Source organism: Cohnella baijiui (assembly GCF_020731285.1).
In the GTDB taxonomy this organism is placed as follows: Bacteria; Bacillota; Bacilli; order Paenibacillales; family Paenibacillaceae; genus Cohnella.
The window spans coordinates 68,651-86,190 of the sequence record NZ_JAJFOW010000018.1; the positions used below are offsets into that span (position 1 = coordinate 68,651).

General features: G+C 62.8%; 20 protein-coding genes and 1 pseudogene. 16 read left to right on the top strand and 5 right to left on the bottom strand.

What is annotated here, in order from left to right; all coding sequences use genetic code 11:
- The 4 genes from LKX83_RS17280 (at nt 1) to acpS (ending at nt 2,420) form a co-directional block, all read left to right on the top strand.
- Nucleotides 1–483, top strand: a complete 483-nt coding sequence (locus LKX83_RS17280; RefSeq protein WP_370639093.1) for a DUF3905 domain-containing protein — start codon at nt 1–3, stop codon at nt 481–483.
- 168 nt (nt 484–651) lie between these two features.
- Nucleotides 652–1,086: a BrxA/BrxB family bacilliredoxin gene (locus LKX83_RS17285; protein WP_227883537.1), complete on the top strand. Its 435-nt coding sequence runs from the start codon at nt 652–654 to the stop codon at nt 1,084–1,086.
- Nucleotides 1,087–1,193: 107 nt separating this feature from the next.
- On the top strand, nt 1,194–2,003 hold the full coding sequence (gene nadE, locus LKX83_RS17290) for an ammonia-dependent NAD(+) synthetase (protein ID WP_227883538.1): 810 nt from the start codon (nt 1,194–1,196) through the stop codon (nt 2,001–2,003).
- 15 nt (nt 2,004–2,018) lie between these two features.
- Complete coding sequence (acpS, locus tag LKX83_RS17295) at nt 2,019–2,420, top strand: holo-ACP synthase (RefSeq protein ID WP_227883539.1); 402 nt, start codon at nt 2,019–2,021, stop codon at nt 2,418–2,420.
- A gap of 33 nt (nt 2,421–2,453) precedes the next feature.
- Here the strand turns inward: acpS and LKX83_RS17300 are convergent, their stop codons facing one another.
- Nucleotides 2,454–2,837: a c-type cytochrome gene (locus LKX83_RS17300; RefSeq protein ID WP_227883540.1), complete on the bottom strand. Its 384-nt coding sequence runs from the start codon at nt 2,835–2,837 to the stop codon at nt 2,454–2,456.
- Nucleotides 2,838–2,920: 83 nt separating this feature from the next.
- On the opposite strand from LKX83_RS17300, the gene LKX83_RS17305 reads away from it, so the two are divergent.
- The 4 genes from LKX83_RS17305 to LKX83_RS17320 all read left to right on the top strand — a co-directional run bounded on the left by LKX83_RS17305 (nt 2,921) and on the right by LKX83_RS17320 (nt 5,806).
- A complete protein-coding gene (locus LKX83_RS17305) occupies nt 2,921–3,919 on the top strand; it encodes an AraC family transcriptional regulator (RefSeq protein WP_227883541.1) in 999 nt (332 codons plus the stop codon).
- Nucleotides 3,916–5,043 (top strand): A/G-specific adenine glycosylase, encoded by a 1,128-nt coding sequence (mutY, locus tag LKX83_RS17310; protein WP_227883542.1) that lies wholly within the window; start codon nt 3,916–3,918, stop codon nt 5,041–5,043. Before LKX83_RS17305 ends, mutY begins: the two co-directional genes overlap by 4 nt.
- 155 nt (nt 5,044–5,198) lie before the next feature.
- A complete protein-coding gene (locus LKX83_RS17315; RefSeq protein ID WP_227883543.1) occupies nt 5,199–5,474 on the top strand; it encodes a DUF2164 domain-containing protein in 276 nt (91 codons plus the stop codon).
- On the top strand, nt 5,471–5,806 hold the full coding sequence (locus tag LKX83_RS17320; protein ID WP_227883544.1) for a hypothetical protein: 336 nt from the start codon (nt 5,471–5,473) through the stop codon (nt 5,804–5,806). Before LKX83_RS17315 ends, LKX83_RS17320 begins: the two co-directional genes overlap by 4 nt.
- Nucleotides 5,807–6,647: 841 nt before the next feature.
- Here LKX83_RS17320 and LKX83_RS17325 read toward each other — a convergent pair.
- Entirely contained in the window at nt 6,648–7,259 is a 612-nt protein-coding gene (locus tag LKX83_RS17325; protein WP_227883545.1) for a superoxide dismutase, read from the bottom strand.
- A gap of 514 nt (nt 7,260–7,773) precedes the next feature.
- Here LKX83_RS17325 and LKX83_RS17330 point away from each other — a divergent pair.
- The 5 genes from LKX83_RS17330 to LKX83_RS17350 all read left to right on the top strand — a co-directional run bounded on the left by LKX83_RS17330 (nt 7,774) and on the right by LKX83_RS17350 (nt 11,426).
- Nucleotides 7,774–8,196, top strand: a complete 423-nt coding sequence (locus tag LKX83_RS17330; protein WP_227883546.1) for a GNAT family N-acetyltransferase — start codon at nt 7,774–7,776, stop codon at nt 8,194–8,196.
- 142 nt (nt 8,197–8,338) lie between these two features.
- Nucleotides 8,339–8,917, top strand: a complete 579-nt coding sequence (locus LKX83_RS17335; RefSeq protein WP_227883547.1) for a DUF402 domain-containing protein — start codon at nt 8,339–8,341, stop codon at nt 8,915–8,917.
- A 6-nt stretch (nt 8,918–8,923) separates the two neighbouring features.
- Entirely contained in the window at nt 8,924–9,511 is a 588-nt protein-coding gene (lepB, locus tag LKX83_RS17340) for a signal peptidase I (RefSeq protein ID WP_227883548.1), read from the top strand.
- A gap of 78 nt (nt 9,512–9,589) precedes the next feature.
- Complete coding sequence (gene queG / locus LKX83_RS17345; RefSeq protein WP_227883549.1) at nt 9,590–10,801, top strand: tRNA epoxyqueuosine(34) reductase QueG; 1,212 nt, start codon at nt 9,590–9,592, stop codon at nt 10,799–10,801.
- A gap of 13 nt (nt 10,802–10,814) precedes the next feature.
- Complete coding sequence (locus LKX83_RS17350; RefSeq protein WP_304518334.1) at nt 10,815–11,426, top strand: methylated-DNA--[protein]-cysteine S-methyltransferase; 612 nt, start codon at nt 10,815–10,817, stop codon at nt 11,424–11,426.
- 412 nt (nt 11,427–11,838) lie between these two features.
- Here the strand turns inward: LKX83_RS17350 and LKX83_RS17355 are convergent.
- The 3 genes and pseudogenes from LKX83_RS17355 to LKX83_RS17365 form a co-directional block, all read right to left on the bottom strand.
- Nucleotides 11,839–12,665 (bottom strand): annotated as a pseudogene (locus tag LKX83_RS17355) (ABC transporter ATP-binding protein).
- A gap of 18 nt (nt 12,666–12,683) precedes the next feature.
- A complete protein-coding gene (locus tag LKX83_RS17360) occupies nt 12,684–13,727 on the bottom strand; it encodes a FecCD family ABC transporter permease (protein WP_227883550.1) in 1,044 nt (347 codons plus the stop codon).
- On the bottom strand, nt 13,724–14,707 hold the full coding sequence (locus LKX83_RS17365; RefSeq protein WP_227883551.1) for a FecCD family ABC transporter permease: 984 nt from the start codon (nt 14,705–14,707) through the stop codon (nt 13,724–13,726). The genes LKX83_RS17360 and LKX83_RS17365 overlap by 4 nt, the downstream gene beginning before the upstream one ends.
- Nucleotides 14,708–14,907: 200 nt before the next feature.
- Between LKX83_RS17365 and LKX83_RS17370 the strand changes: the two genes are divergently transcribed.
- The 3 genes from LKX83_RS17370 to LKX83_RS17380 all read left to right on the top strand — a co-directional run bounded on the left by LKX83_RS17370 (nt 14,908) and on the right by LKX83_RS17380 (nt 17,527).
- A complete protein-coding gene (locus tag LKX83_RS17370; RefSeq protein ID WP_370639094.1) occupies nt 14,908–15,921 on the top strand; it encodes an ABC transporter substrate-binding protein in 1,014 nt (337 codons plus the stop codon).
- Nucleotides 15,922–16,080: 159 nt separating this feature from the next.
- Entirely contained in the window at nt 16,081–17,109 is a 1,029-nt protein-coding gene (locus LKX83_RS17375) for an HD-GYP domain-containing protein (protein ID WP_227883552.1), read from the top strand.
- Nucleotides 17,110–17,305: 196 nt separating this feature from the next.
- Entirely contained in the window at nt 17,306–17,527 is a 222-nt protein-coding gene (locus LKX83_RS17380; protein ID WP_227883553.1) for a YneF family protein, read from the top strand.
- The last annotated feature ends 13 nt before the right edge of the window (nt 17,528–17,540 follow it).

The following is a 17,540-nucleotide window of genomic DNA, read 5'->3' on the forward strand; positions in this document are numbered from 1 at the left end:
ATGACCGACCGTCGCCTGCAGCAGCCGACCGATGTCCTCGCCGGCTACGACAGCGTCAAGCCGGCGCCAGGGAGTGACGATCCGGGACTCGACCCGTTCGAGCTCGCGTTTCGGCGCGATTTCCGCGACAACCCCGGGCCGCGGAATCCGTTCGTCAACGGGCACGGCGTCGTGATCGGCGATCACGATTACGACTCGCCGCACTCCCCGCTCGCGCAGTGGAGCCGCGACACCGATCCGGCCGTCATGGCGGGCGAGACATGGGTGCATCCGTATCGGGACATCGGCTTTCGCACGCCGGAAAACCGCAACCTGTTCGAAAACGGCGTTTTGCCGCCGCGCGACCGCTTTCTGCACCCGACGCATCAGACCCAGGATCCGGACCGATGGACGGACGAGGATCTGGAAGCGGCGCGGAACGCGGAAGGAGCCGACGCATACTACGACTACTATCCCGTGCCGGAAGTGCTGGACGAGCCTTGAAGAGGCCCGCCGGCCGATCGCGGAATCCCGTTTCCGCGGCCGAAATGGACGGACAAGCCCGCCTCCTCCGGCGGGTTTGTCCGTTTTGACGGTTTGCGAACGTACGCGCTATAATAGAAAGAAGCGGCAAACCGCCCACTGCGAACCGAGGAAAGAGAGGTTGTCAATATGTCAATGTCTTTCGAACGATATATGCTGGACATGATTCAGCCGATGCGGGACGATCTGACCCGGATCGGGATCCAGGAGCTGCGGACGCCGGAGGAAGTTGAAGCGGCGCTGCCCGAGGCGAAAGGTACGACGCTGGTCGTCGTCAACTCGGTCTGCGGCTGTGCGGCCGGCCAATGCCGTCCGGGCGTCGCGGAGGCGCTGAAGCACGACGTGCTGCCGGATCACCTGTACACGGTGTTCGCCGGCCAGGACAAGGAAGCGACCGCCAAGGCGCGCGAATATTTCGCTCCTTATCCGCCGTCCTCCCCGTCGATCGCCCTGCTGAAGGACGGAGAGCTGGTGCACTTCATCGAACGGCATCAGATCGAGAATCGGAGCGCCGGCGAGATCGCCGCGGATCTGACGAGCGCGTTCGATCGCTTCTGCCGCTAATTCCATCACCCGCAGGTTTGGCAGACGAACCGGCGGGTGTACTATTATTTTGAAGCTTCGGCAGTTTGGCCGGGCTTCATTACATATGAACGGAGCGTGACGCAAGGATGAGCTTGCAACAGGACATCATCGCCCTGCTGGGCGTCAAGCCGACGATCGATCCGGAGGAGGAAATCGCAAGACGCGTCGCCTTCCTGAAAGATTACGTGACCAAGGCCGGCGCGACCGGTCTTTTGATCGCGATCAGCGGCGGCGTGGACAGCGCGGTCGCTGCAGGGCTCTGCAAGCGCGCGACCGATGAGCTGTCCGCCGAGACCGGCAAGGAATATATGACGCTCGGCGTGTTCCAGCCCTACGGCCAGCAGGAGGACATTCACCACAGCTATGCGGTGGCCGAGGCGTTCAGCCTGAAGTACAAAGCCGAGACGAACATCGAAGAGGCTGTCGACGAGATCGCCCTCGAGACGGAGCACGCGCTGAAGACGATCGGTTTCTCCCGCCACCTCAGCCGCGGCGGCAAGGGCAACGTCAAGGCGCGCACGCGCATGGTCGTCCAGTACGCGCTCGCCTTCGACCTGAATCTGCTTGTCGTCGGCACGGATCACGCCTCGGAGGCGCTGACCGGCTTCTATACGAAGTGGGGCGACGGCGCCGTGGACATCACGCCGCTCAGCTCGCTGAACAAACGTCAGGTGCGCCAGCTGGCGCGGGCGCTGGGCGTACCGGCCGAAGTGGTCGACAAAGCGCCGACCGCGGGGCTTTGGGCAGGCCAGACGGACGAGACCGAACTCGGCGTCTCTTACGAAGCGAACAGCGATTACCTGGAAGGCAAGGAAATCGACCCGGCCGCCCGAGAGATTCTGGAGAAGCATTATCTCCGGACGCAGCACAAGCGCCAGCCGATTCCCGGCATCTGACGGGGGAAGCGGGCTATGATTATCGGGGTCGGACTCGACGTCGTGGAAATGGAGCGGATGGCCAAGCTGCTCGCCGGCGACAGCGGACGAAAGTTCGCCGAGCGGGTGCTGACCGCCGCGGAGCTGGACCACTATGCGGGCATGCAGCCGCGCCGCGCGGTTGAATTCGCCGCAGGCCGGTTCGCCGCCAAAGAGGCGGTCGTGAAGGCGTTCGGCTGCGGCATCGGGGCGACCGTCGGCTTTCACGACATCGAGCTGCTGCCGGATGCGAGCGGCAGGCCGTTATGCCGGTTGAGCGAGGAGGCCTGGGGACGTCTGGGCCTGCACGGAGCGGGACATTCGATCCATGTCGCCATCACGCACGAGCGCAAGCTGGCGGCGGCGACGGCCATCGTGGAAGCCGTAAGCGCACGTTAAGGAGAAGCCCGGGCGTCAAGGGACGTCCCGGGCTTATTTGCGGGCGGCGAGCCAGGCGGCGAGCGCGTCGATTTCTTCGGTCTTCAGACGCTGGCCGAACGCGGGCATGAGGCTTCCGCCTTCGGCGATCTGCCGGCGGATCTGGTCTTGATCGAGCCTCGCGCCGACCTGCCGGAGATCGGAGTCCGGGCCCATCTTGCCTTGGAGCTCGCCTCCGTGGCAGGAGATGCAGTTGTTGCGGTATAGGGCGACGGTATCCTTGGGCCCGTCCAGCGGCGCGGGACTGCCGCTCGCGCCCCCCTTGCCGCCGCCGCTGCCGCCGCAGGCCGTCAGCGACAGCGCGAAGGCCGCCAGCAGGATGAAGCTTGCCGTTTTGGCGCGGCGCGGGCCGCGCGGGATAATTGGGTCTTTTTGCAAATGTACCCTGCTCCTTTTGTTCCGTATAATGAATTGAAATACATACAAGCGATCGTACGGCAACGACATCAAGAGGAGCGCTAATGACCAGTCATTATTTTACCATACTAATGAATCATCTCGAACATATGCAAGTCGAGCTGACGGCGGCGTCCGAAACGGGCATCGATCCGGCTGCGCCGGCAGAGGAAGTGAACGCGTACGATTGCAATCGGATTCTGCTCGTGACCGGCGGGAGAGGCGCGCTGCGGCTGGAGGATCGGACGGAGCCGCTGGCGCCAGGAACCTGCAGCATCCTGCAAGCAGGCGTTCCCCACGCCTTGGAAGCGGATGCATCGGAACCTCTTACTTACAAATGGTGCCATTTTCGCGCGAGTTACGCGGAGCGGGAGCTTTACAAAATTTTGCGGATCCCGACGGCGATCCGATTCGATCCGTGGGACGAGCCGGCCGCGCTGCTGGATCGCATCGCCGCCTGGACTTCCCAGGCCGCGCTCACGTCGCGGCTGCGCATGAAGGCGGCACTGCTCGACCTCATCGGGCAGTACCTGGAGCGGAGCGAGTTCGTCCTGGGGGACGTTACGCCTTCCCCGGAGATGATCAAGATCGAAACCGTGCTGCGGCATATCGAGGAGCATCTGGCAGATAGCATCACGATCGAGGAGCTGGCCGGGCTCGTGTTCCTGCATCCGAACTATTTCATCGTTTTCTTCAAGGGTATGATGGGCTGCTCGCCGATTCAGTACGTGAACCAGAGGCGCATGGAGACGGCCCGGACGCTGCTCGCGCAGCCCGAATGGAACGTGTCGGACGTCGCGGCGCGCATCGGGATGAAGATCTACTACTTCTCGCGGATGTTCAAGTCGCATACCGGCCTTACGCCGAGCAGGTACCGCAAGCTCGCGGCTTCCGGCTCGCTGGGATCGGGCTTGTCCGGATCCGGGGAAACGGAGGCCGCGGCGGCCGAGGAAGGGCCGGCATACGGCGAGCGGACGGGGGCGGATGAGACGGCGGAAAGCGGGATGGCGAGGCGAACGGCTCCCCGCCGGAACGGCAGCCGGACAGAAGGAGCGGACGAATGAGCGGCATCGGCGAAAGGGAGTTAAAGTCGGCCTTAAGCAAAGATTTGCTGGGCTGGTACAAGGTGGCGAAGCGGGATCTGCCATGGCGCAGAAGCCGGGATCCGTACCATATCTGGATCTCGGAAATCATGCTGCAGCAGACCCGGGTCGAGACGGTCATTCCGTATTTCCTCCGGTTTACGGAGAAGTTTCCGACCGTAACGGATCTGGCCGCCGCGCCGGAAGAGGACGTGCTTAAAGCCTGGGAAGGCTTGGGGTACTACTCGCGCGCGCGCAATCTCCAGGCGGCGGCCCGGGAAGTCGTCGAACGCTACGGCGGGCGGGTGCCGGACGACAAGGCGGCGGTATCCGGACTGAAGGGCGTAGGACCGTACACGTCCGGCGCGATTTTGAGCATCGCGTTCAACCGGCCGGAACCGGCTGTGGACGGCAACGTCATGCGCGTGCTGTCGCGCTACTTTTGCATCGACGAGGATATCGCCCGGCCGGCCACCCGTATCGGGATGGAAGGACTGGCCCGGGAGCTGATCCCGGAAGGCGAAGCTGCCGACTTCAATCAGGCGCTCATGGAGCTCGGTGCGATGATCTGCACGCCCAAGTCGCCGAGCTGTCTGGCTTGCCCGGTCATGACGCACTGCCAGGGGCGGCTGGCGGGCCGGGAGGAAGAACTGCCGATCAAGAGCAAGGCCAAGCCGCCCAAGCCGCAGTACAGGCTCGCGGCTTTGACGATGGACGCGGCGGGCCGGGTGCTCGTTCGGCAGCGGCCGTCCCAGGGGCTCCTCGCCCGGCTGTGGGAGCTGCCGCACGTCGAAATTCCCGCCCCGGAGCAGTGGCGCTCGGACGAGGCCGCCCCTGCGCTGCTCGCCGCCGCGCTGGCCGCGGAGGGGCTGGCGATCCGGCCGGAGCGGCATATCGCCGACGCCGAGCATATCTTTACGCATCTGCACTGGTACGTCCGCGTCTGGACCGCCGTCATCGCCGACGATTCGCCGCCGCCGCCCGGCTGCCGGTGGATCGGCCCGGCGGAGTTCGAGCTGCTGGCGTGGCCGAATCTGTTCCGCAAGCTGTTGTCGCAGCATTTTTCGGGCGCGTTGGAGGCGGCGGCAGGCGTCCAAGCAGACTGACCGTCGGACCGGGTGGAGCGGACAAAGTCGACGAGCGCGATCCAGGTGGCCGGATCGCCGCGGTTATGGTAACATCATCCCTAAAAGTGGAAGGGATGTTCCCGCGGCGGCCGCAGGCGAGTCGTCCGGCGTCCGTCCCGGTAAGGAGGCGACCGATGAGCACGCCCTTGAAGCTGCCTAAAGAACGCAAGGAGCAGATCGTCGATCAGGTGCAGGCTTTTTTCGAGACGGAACGCGGCGAAGAGATCGGGCGGCTGGCCGCCGAACAGCTGATCGACCTGATGATCGGAGCGCTGGGTCCGGCGATCTACAATCAAGCGATCGGGGATGCGAGGCAGACGCTGCAGCTGAAGATGGCGGCGCTGGAGGATGAGCTGTACGCGCTCGAGCGGCCGCTGGCCGATCCCCGCAGAGCGAGGGACGGACGATGATGAAGAAGCTGGCGGCTGGCGGCGCGCTGCTCCTGTGCGGCATCATGCTCTATATCGGGGTGCATATCGGGGCGGTGCTGCAGATGACGCGGCAGCCGGGCTTTGGCAATCCGGCGGGGACGTACATGGCGGCGCTCCGGGAGACCGGGGGACTCGCCGGATTTTGGATCGCCGTCATCCTCGGCGTTCTGGGCATAATCTGCATGGCCTGGGCATTTTCCGGGCCGCTGCTGCGGGAGTCGGCCGGAGCGATCCGCGATGCGGACGAACACTTCGAAGCCCGACGCGCCGCGGAGCAAGGCTCGGACGAGCGCCCGGGCGGGCGGGCGTGACGGACGGACGTTTCCGCTAGCGACTCGGGAGTCTTGCTGGCGATTGGCGGTTCCGGCGGATAGACGAACCGGCTCTGTGGCCTGCAGGAGCGAGGGGGTTTACTGTACATGGATACGCTGGGTGCCGGGATCGAGTGTGTGTGTGCGGTATTTCTTACTGCTCATAGCACGCTGAGTGCCGGGATCGAGCGCGTGTGCGGTATTTCTTACTGCTCATAGCTCGTTGGGTGCCGGGATCGAGCGTATGTGCGGTATTTCTTACTGCTCATAGCACGCTGAGTACCGGGATCGAGCGCATGTGTGGTATTTCTTACTGCTCATAGCTCCATGAGTGCCGGGATCGAGCATGTGTGTGGTATTTCTTACTGAACTCATAGCACGCTGGGTGCCGGGATCGAGCGCATGTGTGGTATTTCTTACTGCTCATAGCTCGTTGGGTGCCGGGATCGAGCGCATGTACGGTATTTCTTACTGCTCATAGCTCGCTGAGTGCCGGGATCGAGCGCGTGTGTGGTATTTCTTACTGCTCATAGCTCGCTGAGTGCCGGGATCGAGCGCATGTACGGTATTTCTTACTGCTCATAGCTCGCTGGGTGCCGGGATCGAGCATGTGTGTGGTATTTCTTACAGCTCATAGCTCGTTGGGTGCCGGGATCGAGCGCATGTGCGGCATTTCTTTACTTCATTACTCGCCAAGTCCCGGTCTGCGCCGATTGTGCGGTACATTTGCCACTCTATTCGTTCCTGTGAACTCCGTCGCCCTATCAAAGACCACCAAAAAAAGGCCATCCGCGCAAGCCGAGCTTGCGGAGGATGGCCTTTTCGCGATGCGGTCGGCAGCTTACTTGGCAGCGTCGTAGCGCTTGCCTACGGCGTCCCAGTTCACGACGTTCCAGAACGCGCCGATGTAATCCGGACGCTTGTTTTGATATTTCAGATAGTAAGCGTGCTCCCAGACGTCCAGACCGAGGAGCGGCGTGTCGCCTTCCATGATCGGGGAGTCTTGGTTCGGCAGGCTGTACACTTTGAGCTTGCCGTCTTTGCCGAGCGCGAGCCAAGCCCAGCCGGAGCCGAAGCGGGTCGTCGCAGCAGCGGCGAACGATTCCTTGAACTTGTCAAAGCCGCCCAGCTCGCTGTCGATCGCGGCTGCCAGGGCGCCCGTCGGAGCTCCGCCGGCGTTCGGGCCGATGACTTCCCAGAAGAGGGAGTGGTTCGCATGGCCGCCGCCGTTGTTGCGGACCGCGGTCCGGATCGATTCCGGAACGGCGTTCAGGTCGGCGATCAGATCTTCGATGCTCTTGTCCGCCAGTTCGGGAGCGGATTCCAACGCTTTGTTGAGGTTCGTGACGTAAGTATTGTGGTGACGATCGTGGTGGATCTCCATCGTCTGCGCGTCGATGTGCGGTTCGAGCGCATCGTTCGCGTAAGGAAGAGCGGGCAATACGTGTGCCATGAATAGAAAACCTCCTTAGAACTGGGTAATAACCTTCCTCTGTATTATCTCTGATTTTCCATAGTAAATCAACAAGGATGTTTAGAAAGTCGGTCCAACGGACCCAACCTGGTTAGATTGTCCTAGACCGTCTTTTGTATACATAAGACATCCGGAGCAGGGAGCTCGATCTTATAATAGCCGAATTTCGCCAAAATCACCGATATTGGTACATTTAGTGAGGATAACACCATGCAAACGCTTCGTTTAAAGCGTTTTCACGCTTATTCCCTCGTTTTCTACAAAAAAATTTATGTTTTCTTTACAAAAAGGGAGGAAATCTTCGAAAAATTGTCGTAAGATTAATATTACGTTAAAGCGACGTTCGAACCGCTAAGACAGCTTCGCCGCCCGCAGGGGAGGCTTCAGGCGTCTATATCGGGAGCGAATCGGCCGGGAACGGTTCTCGCCGACCTTTTGCCGATTCATCCAATCAACACCGCCTCTACTTTAACTGAATCCGGGGAGATCACACATGCAGATTCGAGCGTTCCAACTATCGGACTACCGTTCCGTTGCCGAGCTTCTTGAAATTGCGTTATCGGAGGAATGCTGCGAAGAGACGATGTCGGCTTTGTCCAGACAGCTCTCTTGGGACAGCGAACTGGTTCTGGTCGCCGTAAAGGCGGAAGAGATCGTCGGCGTCATGATCGGCACGATCGACCAGAGCAAGGGGTATGTGTATCGCATCGCCGTCCATCCGGACAATCGCCGCCAAGGCGTAGGGAGATCGCTGGTCTCCGCGATGAACGTACGTTTCCGCCAACGGAACGTGCTGAAGGTGTTGATTGCAGGGGACAAGCACAACGAAATGCTGCTTCCGTTTTACCAGTCAATGGGGGAACAAGCGCTCGATCTCGTGAAGCTGTCCCGTCCGTTGTCGATCGTAGCGGGCTGAAGACAAGGGCAGAACGGACAAGCAGGACCAAGGAGAGCATATCTTACGCGTCGACAGGGGCCGATTTATTCGGTTGCTTTTGGCCATAAGATATGCTTTTCTTATATTATCTTATCCGGATTTCGGCAGGGGGCTTGTCAGCATGGAGCGCAGCGGCCTGATACCGTCTTCTTACGAGCGCTGTACGATCAAGAGTTTCAAGCATAACGGCTCGGTGCACCGCGTGTGGCTCGAGAATTGGCAAGTGCCGACGGACAAGCTCCGCCCCATGCATGCCGATCAAGCGATGAAGGTGTTTGTGAACGACCATACCCCGATTCGGGAGGCGGACGGCAAAGAGTGGGTCAGCCGCGTCCCCGCGGTGTCGTTCTTCATCCCCGGCGAATGGTTCAACGTGGTGGCGCTGCTGGAAGACCGAGGCGTCCGGTATTATTGCAACGTGGCGTCTCCGCCCTACCGCTACGGCGATGTGCTGACCTACATCGATTACGATCTCGACGTGGTTTTGCTGCCGGGCGGGACGAGCCAGGAGCTCGACCGCGACGAGTACGACCGGCACAAGGAAGATTACCGCTACAGCCCGTCCGTCCAAGTGCAGGTGGAGAGCGGACTGCGGGCGCTGCACGACCGGATCGCGGCCTACGCCTCCCCGTTCGGGGACGAAGCGGTGCGCGAGTATTACGAGGATTGGAAACGTCAGATCGCGAGCGAGGGAGACTAGACAGCGATGAAGGATCCCGCAAATAGCATCCCGCCGGGAAGAACGCGCGCCGCAAAGGCGCCTCGGCCGGCATGGCTGAGAGAGGTCGTGGACTGGTGCAAAGCTCTCGCCATCGCCCTGATTGTCCTCTTTCTGTTGAAGACGTTCGTATTCCAACTGTCGACGGTGAAGAGCATCTCCATGCAGCCGACGCTGTACGAGCGCGAGTGGCTGTTCATTAACAAGATCGTCTACGAGACCGGGCATCCGAAGCGCGCCGACGTCGTTGTGTTGAAGGACCCGAGCGATGACGACGGCAAGAAGAAATATCTCGTCAAACGGATCGTCGGCGTCCCCGGCGATACCGTCGAGGCGCGCGGCGGCCAGTTCTACCTGAACGGGGAGCTGAAGGTGGAGGCGTATACCGACGCCGCGATCGAGGACGGCGATTTCGGCCCGGTCAAAGTGAGCGAGGGCCACTACTTTGTGATGGGCGACAACCGCCACATGGACGCCAGCAAGGATAGCCGCGCGTTCAAGGAAGTGCCCGAGAAGGCGATCATCGGCCGCGCCGAATTCGTCATTTGGCCGATCACCCGTTGGATGCAGCTCTGACCCACATCATAGACACCGACGGCGACCCGCTGGCGCGCAAGGCGATCCATCCGGTCCGCCGGCAAGGAGGGACGACGGATGGCAGCTAGCCGCGCAGCGGAAGCGCAGAAGAGAGACCGGGCATTTTGGCTCCGGCTGAAGGAAGAAATGGTCGCGGCCGCGCCCGCGCTCGGCATCGACAAGATCGGCGTGGCCTCTCCCGATCCGTTCGTGGAGCTGAAGGAGCGCCTCGTCCGGCATCGCGAGCTGGGATACGAATCCGGCTTTGAAGAGCCGGATCTGGACAAGCGGACGAATCCCGCCCTGCTGTTCGACGAACCGCGGTCGATCATCGCCATCGCCGTGGCCTATCCGTCCAAGTTGAAGGACCCGCCGGTTTCGGAGCCGGGCGCGCGGCGGGGCATCCTGTCGCGCTCGGCCTGGGGCGAGGATTACCACCGGGTGCTGAACGTGCGCCTCGAAAGGCTCGCGGCCTGGCTGGCGGAGCGGGTGCCGGAGGCGCGGGGGCTGTCCATGGTGGACACGGGCGCGCTGTCCGATCGCGCGGTCGCCGAACGGGCGGGCATCGGCTGGAGCGGCAAAAACAGTCTGATCCTGACGTCGGAGTGGGGATCTTGGGTGTACCTCGGGGAGATGATCACGAATTTGCCCCTGCCGCCCGATACGCCGGCAGAGGACGGCTGCGGCGAGTGCACCAAATGCATCGACGCCTGTCCGACCGGCGCGCTCGTCGGTCCCGGCCAGCTGAACGCGCAGAAATGCATCTCTTTCCTGACCCAGACCAAGGGGATCGTGGCCGACGAGATGATGACGAAGATCGGCAACCGGCTGTACGGCTGCGATACGTGTCAGATCGTCTGCCCCGTCAATCGGGGCAAGGACGCCCGCCATCACCCTGAGCTGCTGCCCGATCCGGAGGTGGCCAAGCCGCTGCTGCAGCCGCTTCTCACGCTCGGCAACCGCGAATTCAAGGAGCGGTTCGGGTCGAGCAGCGCGGCATGGCGGGGACGCAAGCCGATTCAGCGCAACGCGTTGATCGGCCTCGGCAACTTCCGCGACGAGGCGGCCGTGCCGGATATCGCGCGCGTGCTGCGCGAGGATCCGCGCTTCGAGCTGCGGGCGACGGCGGCTTGGGCGCTCGGCCGCATCGGCGGCGAGGAAGCCGAAGCGGCGCTGCGTGAGGCGGCGGAGACGGACCGGGACGGCGAAGTGGTCGCGGCTGCGGGCCGCGCGCTGGTCGCGTTGGCGCAGCCGGATCGGCGGACGGCACGGAAGAGCGAACAACGATGAGGAGGCGTCCGACATGATGAATCGACTCGGAACGAGGGCGCAGGCAGGAACCGGCGGGACGGACGCCTCCCAGGCGCTCGTATGGACGGAGACGGACAGCCCGCTCGGGAAGCTGACCCTCTGCCGGTCGGAGGCGGGGCTTTGCCGCGTGGAATTCGGCGGCTGGGAAGCGCGGAGCTGCTCGGCCAAGGCTTGGGCGCACCGCTGGTCCCCGGCTTCCCCGTTCCGCGAGGATGCGGAGGACGAGCTGCTTCGCGAAGCGGCGGAGCAGCTGCGCCGCTATTTTGCGGGCGAGCTGAGGACGTTCGACCTGCCGCTCGACCTGAAGGGGACGCCGTTCCAGCGGCAGGTGTGGCAGGCGCTCCGCGACGTGCCGTACGGCGAGACGGCCGCTTACCGCGACATCGCCGCCGCCGTGGGCGCGCCCAAAGCCGTTCGCGCCGTCGGCGGCGCGAACAACCGCAATCCGGTGCCGATCATCGTCCCCTGCCACCGGATCATCGGCGCCAACGGCGCCATGGTCGGCTACGGCGGCGGCCTTCCGATCAAAGAGCACCTGCTGGCGTTGGAGAGCAGCCTGGTTGGGGCGGAAGCCATGGGCCATGGAAGAGAATCGCTGGTTTGACGAAGCCGGCCGGAATGTGAAAAAAGCTGGTCCGGGGTCGCAGATGTCGACCGCCGGGCCAGCTTTTTTCATGCGTCGAGCAGGGCTGCGTAAGCTCTTCGCCGATCGGCGGGAGATAACCGCAGAATGCGGTTAACACGGCCTGCGCAGGTCCGAATCTGCGGGAGATACCCGCAGAATGCGGTTAACGCGGCCTATGCTGGCCCGGATCCGCGGGAGATACCCGCAAAATGCGGTTATCGTGGCCCGCGCAGGCCCGGATCGGCGGGAGGTAACCGCAAAAGGCGGTTATCGTGGCCCGCGTAGGCCCGGATCGGCGGGAGGTAACCGTAAAATGCGGTTACCGCGGCCACGCGGCCACGCGCCCCAGCCTATCGGCATCGCCGGGAGGCCTGTGTGCCGTGACGCGGCGCTACACCGTGCCTGCCAGCGCGGCAGGCGCGATCGGCGGAGCCATCCTGCCCTTGCCGTGCGGGATGCACAGCGGCGTGCCGTAAAGCGGATCGGGGATGATGTCGCACCGGAGCCCGAATACCGCATCGATCAGCGCGGCGTCCACGATTTCCGCCGGATTGCCCTGCGCGTAGACGGCCCCGTCCTTGACGGCGACGATGTGTCGGCGTAGCGGCAGGCGAGGTTGATGTCGTGCAGCACCATGACGATCGTGCGCTGCTCGCGGGCGTTCAGCTCGTAGAGCAAGTCGAGCACCTCGATCTGATGCGTCAAATCGAGATAGGTCGTCGGCTCGTCGAGCAGGATGACGTCCGTCTGCTGCGCGAGCGTCATCGCGATCCACGCCCGCTGGCGCTGGCCGCCGGAGAGCGAGTCGACGGGCCGTTCCGCCAGTCCGTCCATGCCGGTCGCGGCTAACGCCGCCTTGACGCTCGCTTCGTCCTCCGCCGACCACTGCTGCAGCCAGCTCTGGTACGGATAGCGTCCCTGCTTCACGAGCTGCAGCACGGTCAGTCCTTCCGGCGCCGTCGGGCCCTGCGGGAGGATCGCCATGCGCCTCGCGACCTCCTTGGTCGTCAGCTTGGCGATGTCTTCGCCGCTCAGGACGACCGTTCCCCGTTGCGGCTTGAGCAGCCGCGCCATCGCCCGCAGCAGCGTCGACTTGCCGCAGCCGTTGCTGCCGATCAGCACGGTCGTCTCGCCGGAAGGGATGGACAGGTTCAGTTCCTTAAAGATTGCGGCCCCTCCGTAGGACAAAGACAGCTGCTTGGCTTCCAATGTGGCCATGAGATTCCCTCCTCGCGATTAAGCTTTCCCTTGACGGTACAACAAATATAGGAAGAACGGCGCGCCGACCGCGGCCGTAAAAACGCCCGCCGCCACGTCCTGCGGGTAAAAGGCCGTTCGCGCCACGAGATCCGCGACGAGCAGGATGAGCGCCCCGAGCAGCGCGCTGACCGGCAGCAGGCCGCCGAAGGACGGCCCGACGAGCTTGCGCGCCATGTGCGGCGCCATGAGCCCGATGAAGGAGATCGCGCCGCCGATGGCGACCGCCGCGCCGGCGAGCGCGACGGCGAGCAGCAGCAAGACGAGCCGCTGCCGGGGGACGTTCGCGCCCGCGCTGCCCGCCACCTCCTCGCCGAGGGCGTGGACGTTGACGTGCCGCGCCTGCAGCCAGGTGAGCGGCAGCAGCACCGCCACCCAGGGCAGCAGCGGGAGCACTTCCTTCTGCCAGGAGGCGCCGTAGATGCTGCCGGTCATGAAGGTGACCGACTTGACCGCCAGCATGAACGGGCTCGAGATGATGAGCATATAGGCGGTCGCCTTGAACGCGGCGGACAGTCCGGTGCCGATCAGCACGAGCCGGATCGGCGAGACGCCGCCCCGCCAGGCAAGCGCGTAGAGCAGCGCGGTTACGGCGAACGCGCAGATGATGGCGCCGACGGGCATCCACTTGATGGACAGCGTGCCGTAAAAGAGATAGAGGAACAGGACGGCGCCGAGCGAAGCGCCTTCGGTGATGCCCGTCACGTCCGGCGAAGCGAGCGGATTCCGCACGAGTCCCTGGAGGACGGCGCCCGCGACGGCAAGCGAGGCGCCGACGAGCACGGCGATGACGATGCGCGGCAGACGCAGCTGGTTCACGACGACCTCGTGCATCGCGTCGCCTCCGCCGAAGACGGCCCGGACGACGTCCAGCGGGGAGATCCAGGTGCTGCCGATCCCTGTGCTGACGACCATGACGAGAAGCGTCAGCAGCGCGAGAACGGCCGTCCAACGCAGGGCTTTGCGGTCGACCAGCAGCGACAGGCGGGGGCGGTTCGACCGCCATGCGACATATTTGCTCATCCGATCCGCCTCCCCTTTCGTGCGATGTAAACGAAGAATGGGACGCCCAGAATCGCCGTAGCCACCCCGACGGGGATCTCCGACGGCATGGCGATGTACCGCGATCCCAGATCCGCCGCCACGAGGAGGATCGCTCCGAAGAGGGCGCTGAACGGGATCAGCCAGCGGTAGTCGGTGCCGACGAAGTAGCGAACCAGATGCGGAATGATGATGCCGACAAAGGCGATCGGGCCTGCGACGGCCACGGAAGCCCCGGCCAGCAGGATGACAACGAGCGAGGCGAAACCTTTGATCTTCGCCGTCGACTGGCCGAGTCCGCGGGCCACGTCGTCTCCCATCTCCAGCACATTGAGGTGCCGGGAGAGCAGCAGCGCGATCGCCATGCCGACGGCCATATAAGGCAGCACCGCGACGAGCATGTTCATATCCCGGCCGGCGACCGAGCCGACCATCCAGATGAGCACTTGGTCGAACATGCGACCGTCCGCCAGCATGTAGCCCTGCGTAAGCGAGAAGAAAAACGCCGCGATCGTCGCGCCTGCGAGCGTGATCTTCACGGGCGTCATGCCGTCACGGCCCATGCTGCCGAGGAAGTAGACGATCGCCCCGCTGATCGCCGCGCCGACCAGCGCGACCAGCGTCAGCTCGCGCGTCCCGGTGAAGCCGAGCAGGCCCGAGCCGAGCACGACGAAAAAGGCTGCGCCGGAGTTGATCCCGAGCGTGCTGGGCGAAGCGATCGGGTTGCGGGAGATGACTTGCATGATCGCGCCCGCGACGGCGAGGCTCGCGCCTACGCACGCGGCGACGAGCGCGCGAGGTACGCGCGCCGTGCGGATGATCAGGTGCGCCTGGGATTCGTCGTACCGGGTAAACGCGCGCGTAATCTCGGCGAACGAAATATTGGTGATGCCGAACGCGATGCTGCACGCGATCGCGACGAGGAGGAGAAGCGTGAACAAGACGAACGATAAAAGTCTCATGACGGCCTGCTTCCTATATGAAATGGCCCGATGGGCCGACTTTGTCTCTTAAAGAAGTCTAGTTTATTGTCGATTTGATGTCAATGAGAATGATTATCACAAAATCGTTGACAGCGCCGATCACATTCCGATATAGTGTTCCATGTGAGTGATAATGATTATCAAATAAACGGAAGAAAAGCGTTAAGGGGGAGCAGCAAGTGGCAGCAGGCAAGCAGCGGAAGTGGGGTTGGAGCGTCATGGCGCTCGTCCTCGTCCTGGTTATGACGGGGTGCGGCGGCAATAACAATAGCGACACGAGGAACTCGGCTTCGCCGTCCGGGACGTCGACGGCTTCGGCATCCGCGTCCGGAACCGACGGGGAAATGCGCACGATCAAGCACGCGATGGGAGAGACGCCGGTCAAGGCGCATCCGGAACGGGTCGTCGTGCTGACCAACGAAGGGACGGAGGCGGTGCTCGCGCTCGGCGTCAAGCCGGTCGGCGCGGTGAAGTCCTGGACGGCAGATCCTTGGTACGACCATATTAAAGACCAAATGGAAGGCGTCGCGGTCGTCGGCGACGAAGGCCAGCCGAACCTCGAGCTCATCGCGGGACTGAAGCCCGATCTCATCCTCGCCAACAAGATGCGTCACGAGAAGATCTACGACCAGCTCAAGGCGATCGCCCCGACGGTCGAATCCGAGACGCTGCGCGGCGAGTGGAAGACGAACTTCAAGCTCTACGCCGACGCGTTGAACAAGCAGGCCGAAGGCGACAAGCTGATCGGCGACTTCGACGCCAAGATCGACGACTTCCGGGCCAAGGCCGGCGACAAGCTCAAGGAGACGGTGTCCGTCGTCCGGTTCATGGCAGGCAAGACGCGGGTCTATCACCAAGATACGTTTACCGGCATCATTTTTAAGCAAATCGGACTCACCCGCAATCCGATGACCTTGAACGCGAAGGAACAGTTCGTAGACGAGATTACGAAGGAACGTCTGCCGGAAGCGGACGCCGACCGTCTGTTCTACTTCACGTACGAAACCGGCGACGGCAAAGGCACCGCGCTGGAGCAGGAGACGACGGCCGATCCGATCTGGAAGAGCCTCGGCGCCGTGAAGAACGGCAAAGTGTACCGCGTCGACGACGCCGTCTGGAATACGGCAGGGGGCATCATCGCCGCCAACTTGATGGTCGATCAGCTGGCCGACATCTACGAGATCAAGCTCTAAGGCGCCGCGACGCGCCGTCATCCCCCGTCCCGCCGGACGGGGGATTTTTTTTGACGGCCGGGCGCTCGCCGCGCATTCATTTCCCCCGCCGATTGGCCGACATAAAGAAGTAGACGTCAACGAGAAGAGTAACTACCTACGGCAACGGGAGCGAGAGCGATGAAACTAACGGATATCGAAAGTGTAGAGCCGGGACAGACGCTGGGCAAAACGATCTTCTCGGAGAACGGCACGGTGCTGCTCTCGGCGGGCGTTCATTTAACGGTGTTTATGATCAGTACGCTCAAGCGTTTGGGCGTCACGATGGTGTATTTGTCCGATCCGTCCGCGCCGGACATCGAGATCGACGAAGTGCTCTCGGAAGAGACCAAGATGATGGTCGTCCAGCAGATGTCCTCGACGTTCGAGGCGCTGCGCTCGGGCAAGCCTTTCCATACGAAGGCGATCAGTGTGACGGTCGACCAGCTGATGGACGACGTGCTCAAAAACCAAAACGTGCTCGTGCAGCTGTCCGACATCCGGACCGAGGACAACGCCATGTACATCCATTCCATGAACGTCTGCATGATGGCGACCATGGTTGGGCTCAACATGGGGCTTAATATGATCCAGCTGAAGGAGCTGGCGGTCGGCGCCCTGCTGCACGACATCGGCAAGGTCGGGCTGGGCGAAACGCAGGAGGAAGGCCGCACCCACCACGCCTGGCGGGGCTTCGAGCTGCTCAAGCTGAAGCGGGAATACAGCCTGCTGATTTCCCACGTCGCCTTTCAGCATCACGAGGCGGTGGACGGCAGCGGCAAGCCTAGAGGGCTTTCAGGCGACGAAATCCACCTGTATGCCAAGATCGCCGCGGTCGCGGACCGTTACGACAATATGGTCAACGGCAAAACGGAGGAGGGCAGACGGCTGTCGCCGCACGAAGCGATCGAGCGGCTGCACGCCTTGTCGGGCACCGTGCTCGACAGGGAGGTGCTGATCGAATTTTTGCGGATCGTCTCCGTATACCCGAACGGGATTTCGGTGCGGCTGTCGAGCCGGCAGACGGGCGTCGTCGTCGGACAGCACCGGGGATTGCCGGGACGCCCGGTCGTCCGGGTGATCGAAAAGGACGGGGAGGAAGCCGTCGAAGCGCGGGAAATCGATCTGGCGCAGCATCCGACGATCTTCATCGAGACGGTGCTGAACTGATCCCCGAGCGGCTCAGACGAGACGCTCCTTCGAGACGCTCCGCCGGGCCGCGCAGCCGGCAAGAATCGGCATGCGCGGCCGAGTTGCCCGCATTGTCCCGACCATGCTATCATAGGGTTCACAAGCCTTGCGCCCGGCGCTCGCGCCGATTGCGGGGCTTTTTATTCTGAATCGACAGTCGGGGGTATGCAATCACATGGTTTGGAACATTCTCATCCCGGTACTGACGCTGATCGTCGGCATCGTGCTCGGATTTATTATCGGCGTATTCTATCTTCGCAACCAAATGACGAAGATGCAGAGCGATCCGGACGCGCTGGCGAAGATGGCCAAGCAAATGGGCTACAATATGAACAAGCAGCAGCTGCAGAAGGCGCAGCAAATGATGAAAAACCAAAATTTTAAAAACCGCAAATAAGCGCCGAAGCCGG

What these genes read in the sequence shown, in the direction of transcription:
- LKX83_RS17280 (WP_370639093.1), top strand. Translation starts at nt 1, where the DNA reads ATGACCGACCGTCGCCTGCAGCAGCCGACCGATGTCCTCGCCGGCTAC.
- LKX83_RS17285 (WP_227883537.1), top strand. Translation starts at nt 652, where the DNA reads ATGTCAATGTCTTTCGAACGATATATGCTGGACATGATTCAGCCGATG.
- nadE (WP_227883538.1), top strand. Translation starts at nt 1,194, where the DNA reads ATGAGCTTGCAACAGGACATCATCGCCCTGCTGGGCGTCAAGCCGACG.
- acpS (WP_227883539.1), top strand. Translation starts at nt 2,019, where the DNA reads ATGATTATCGGGGTCGGACTCGACGTCGTGGAAATGGAGCGGATGGCC.
- LKX83_RS17305 (WP_227883541.1), top strand. Translation starts at nt 2,921, where the DNA reads ATGACCAGTCATTATTTTACCATACTAATGAATCATCTCGAACATATG.
- mutY (WP_227883542.1), top strand. Translation starts at nt 3,916, where the DNA reads ATGAGCGGCATCGGCGAAAGGGAGTTAAAGTCGGCCTTAAGCAAAGAT.
- LKX83_RS17315 (WP_227883543.1), top strand. Translation starts at nt 5,199, where the DNA reads ATGAGCACGCCCTTGAAGCTGCCTAAAGAACGCAAGGAGCAGATCGTC.
- LKX83_RS17320 (WP_227883544.1), top strand. Translation starts at nt 5,471, where the DNA reads ATGATGAAGAAGCTGGCGGCTGGCGGCGCGCTGCTCCTGTGCGGCATC.
- LKX83_RS17325 (WP_227883545.1), bottom strand. Translation starts at nt 7,259, where the DNA reads ATGGCACACGTATTGCCCGCTCTTCCTTACGCGAACGATGCGCTCGAA.
- LKX83_RS17330 (WP_227883546.1), top strand. Translation starts at nt 7,774, where the DNA reads ATGCAGATTCGAGCGTTCCAACTATCGGACTACCGTTCCGTTGCCGAG.
- LKX83_RS17335 (WP_227883547.1), top strand. Translation starts at nt 8,339, where the DNA reads ATGGAGCGCAGCGGCCTGATACCGTCTTCTTACGAGCGCTGTACGATC.
- lepB (WP_227883548.1), top strand. Translation starts at nt 8,924, where the DNA reads ATGAAGGATCCCGCAAATAGCATCCCGCCGGGAAGAACGCGCGCCGCA.
- queG (WP_227883549.1), top strand. Translation starts at nt 9,590, where the DNA reads ATGGCAGCTAGCCGCGCAGCGGAAGCGCAGAAGAGAGACCGGGCATTT.
- LKX83_RS17350 (WP_304518334.1), top strand. Translation starts at nt 10,815, where the DNA reads ATGATGAATCGACTCGGAACGAGGGCGCAGGCAGGAACCGGCGGGACG.
- LKX83_RS17360 (WP_227883550.1), bottom strand. Translation starts at nt 13,727, where the DNA reads ATGAGCAAATATGTCGCATGGCGGTCGAACCGCCCCCGCCTGTCGCTG.
- LKX83_RS17365 (WP_227883551.1), bottom strand. Translation starts at nt 14,707, where the DNA reads ATGAGACTTTTATCGTTCGTCTTGTTCACGCTTCTCCTCCTCGTCGCG.
- LKX83_RS17375 (WP_227883552.1), top strand. Translation starts at nt 16,081, where the DNA reads ATGAAACTAACGGATATCGAAAGTGTAGAGCCGGGACAGACGCTGGGC.
- LKX83_RS17380 (WP_227883553.1), top strand. Translation starts at nt 17,306, where the DNA reads ATGGTTTGGAACATTCTCATCCCGGTACTGACGCTGATCGTCGGCATC.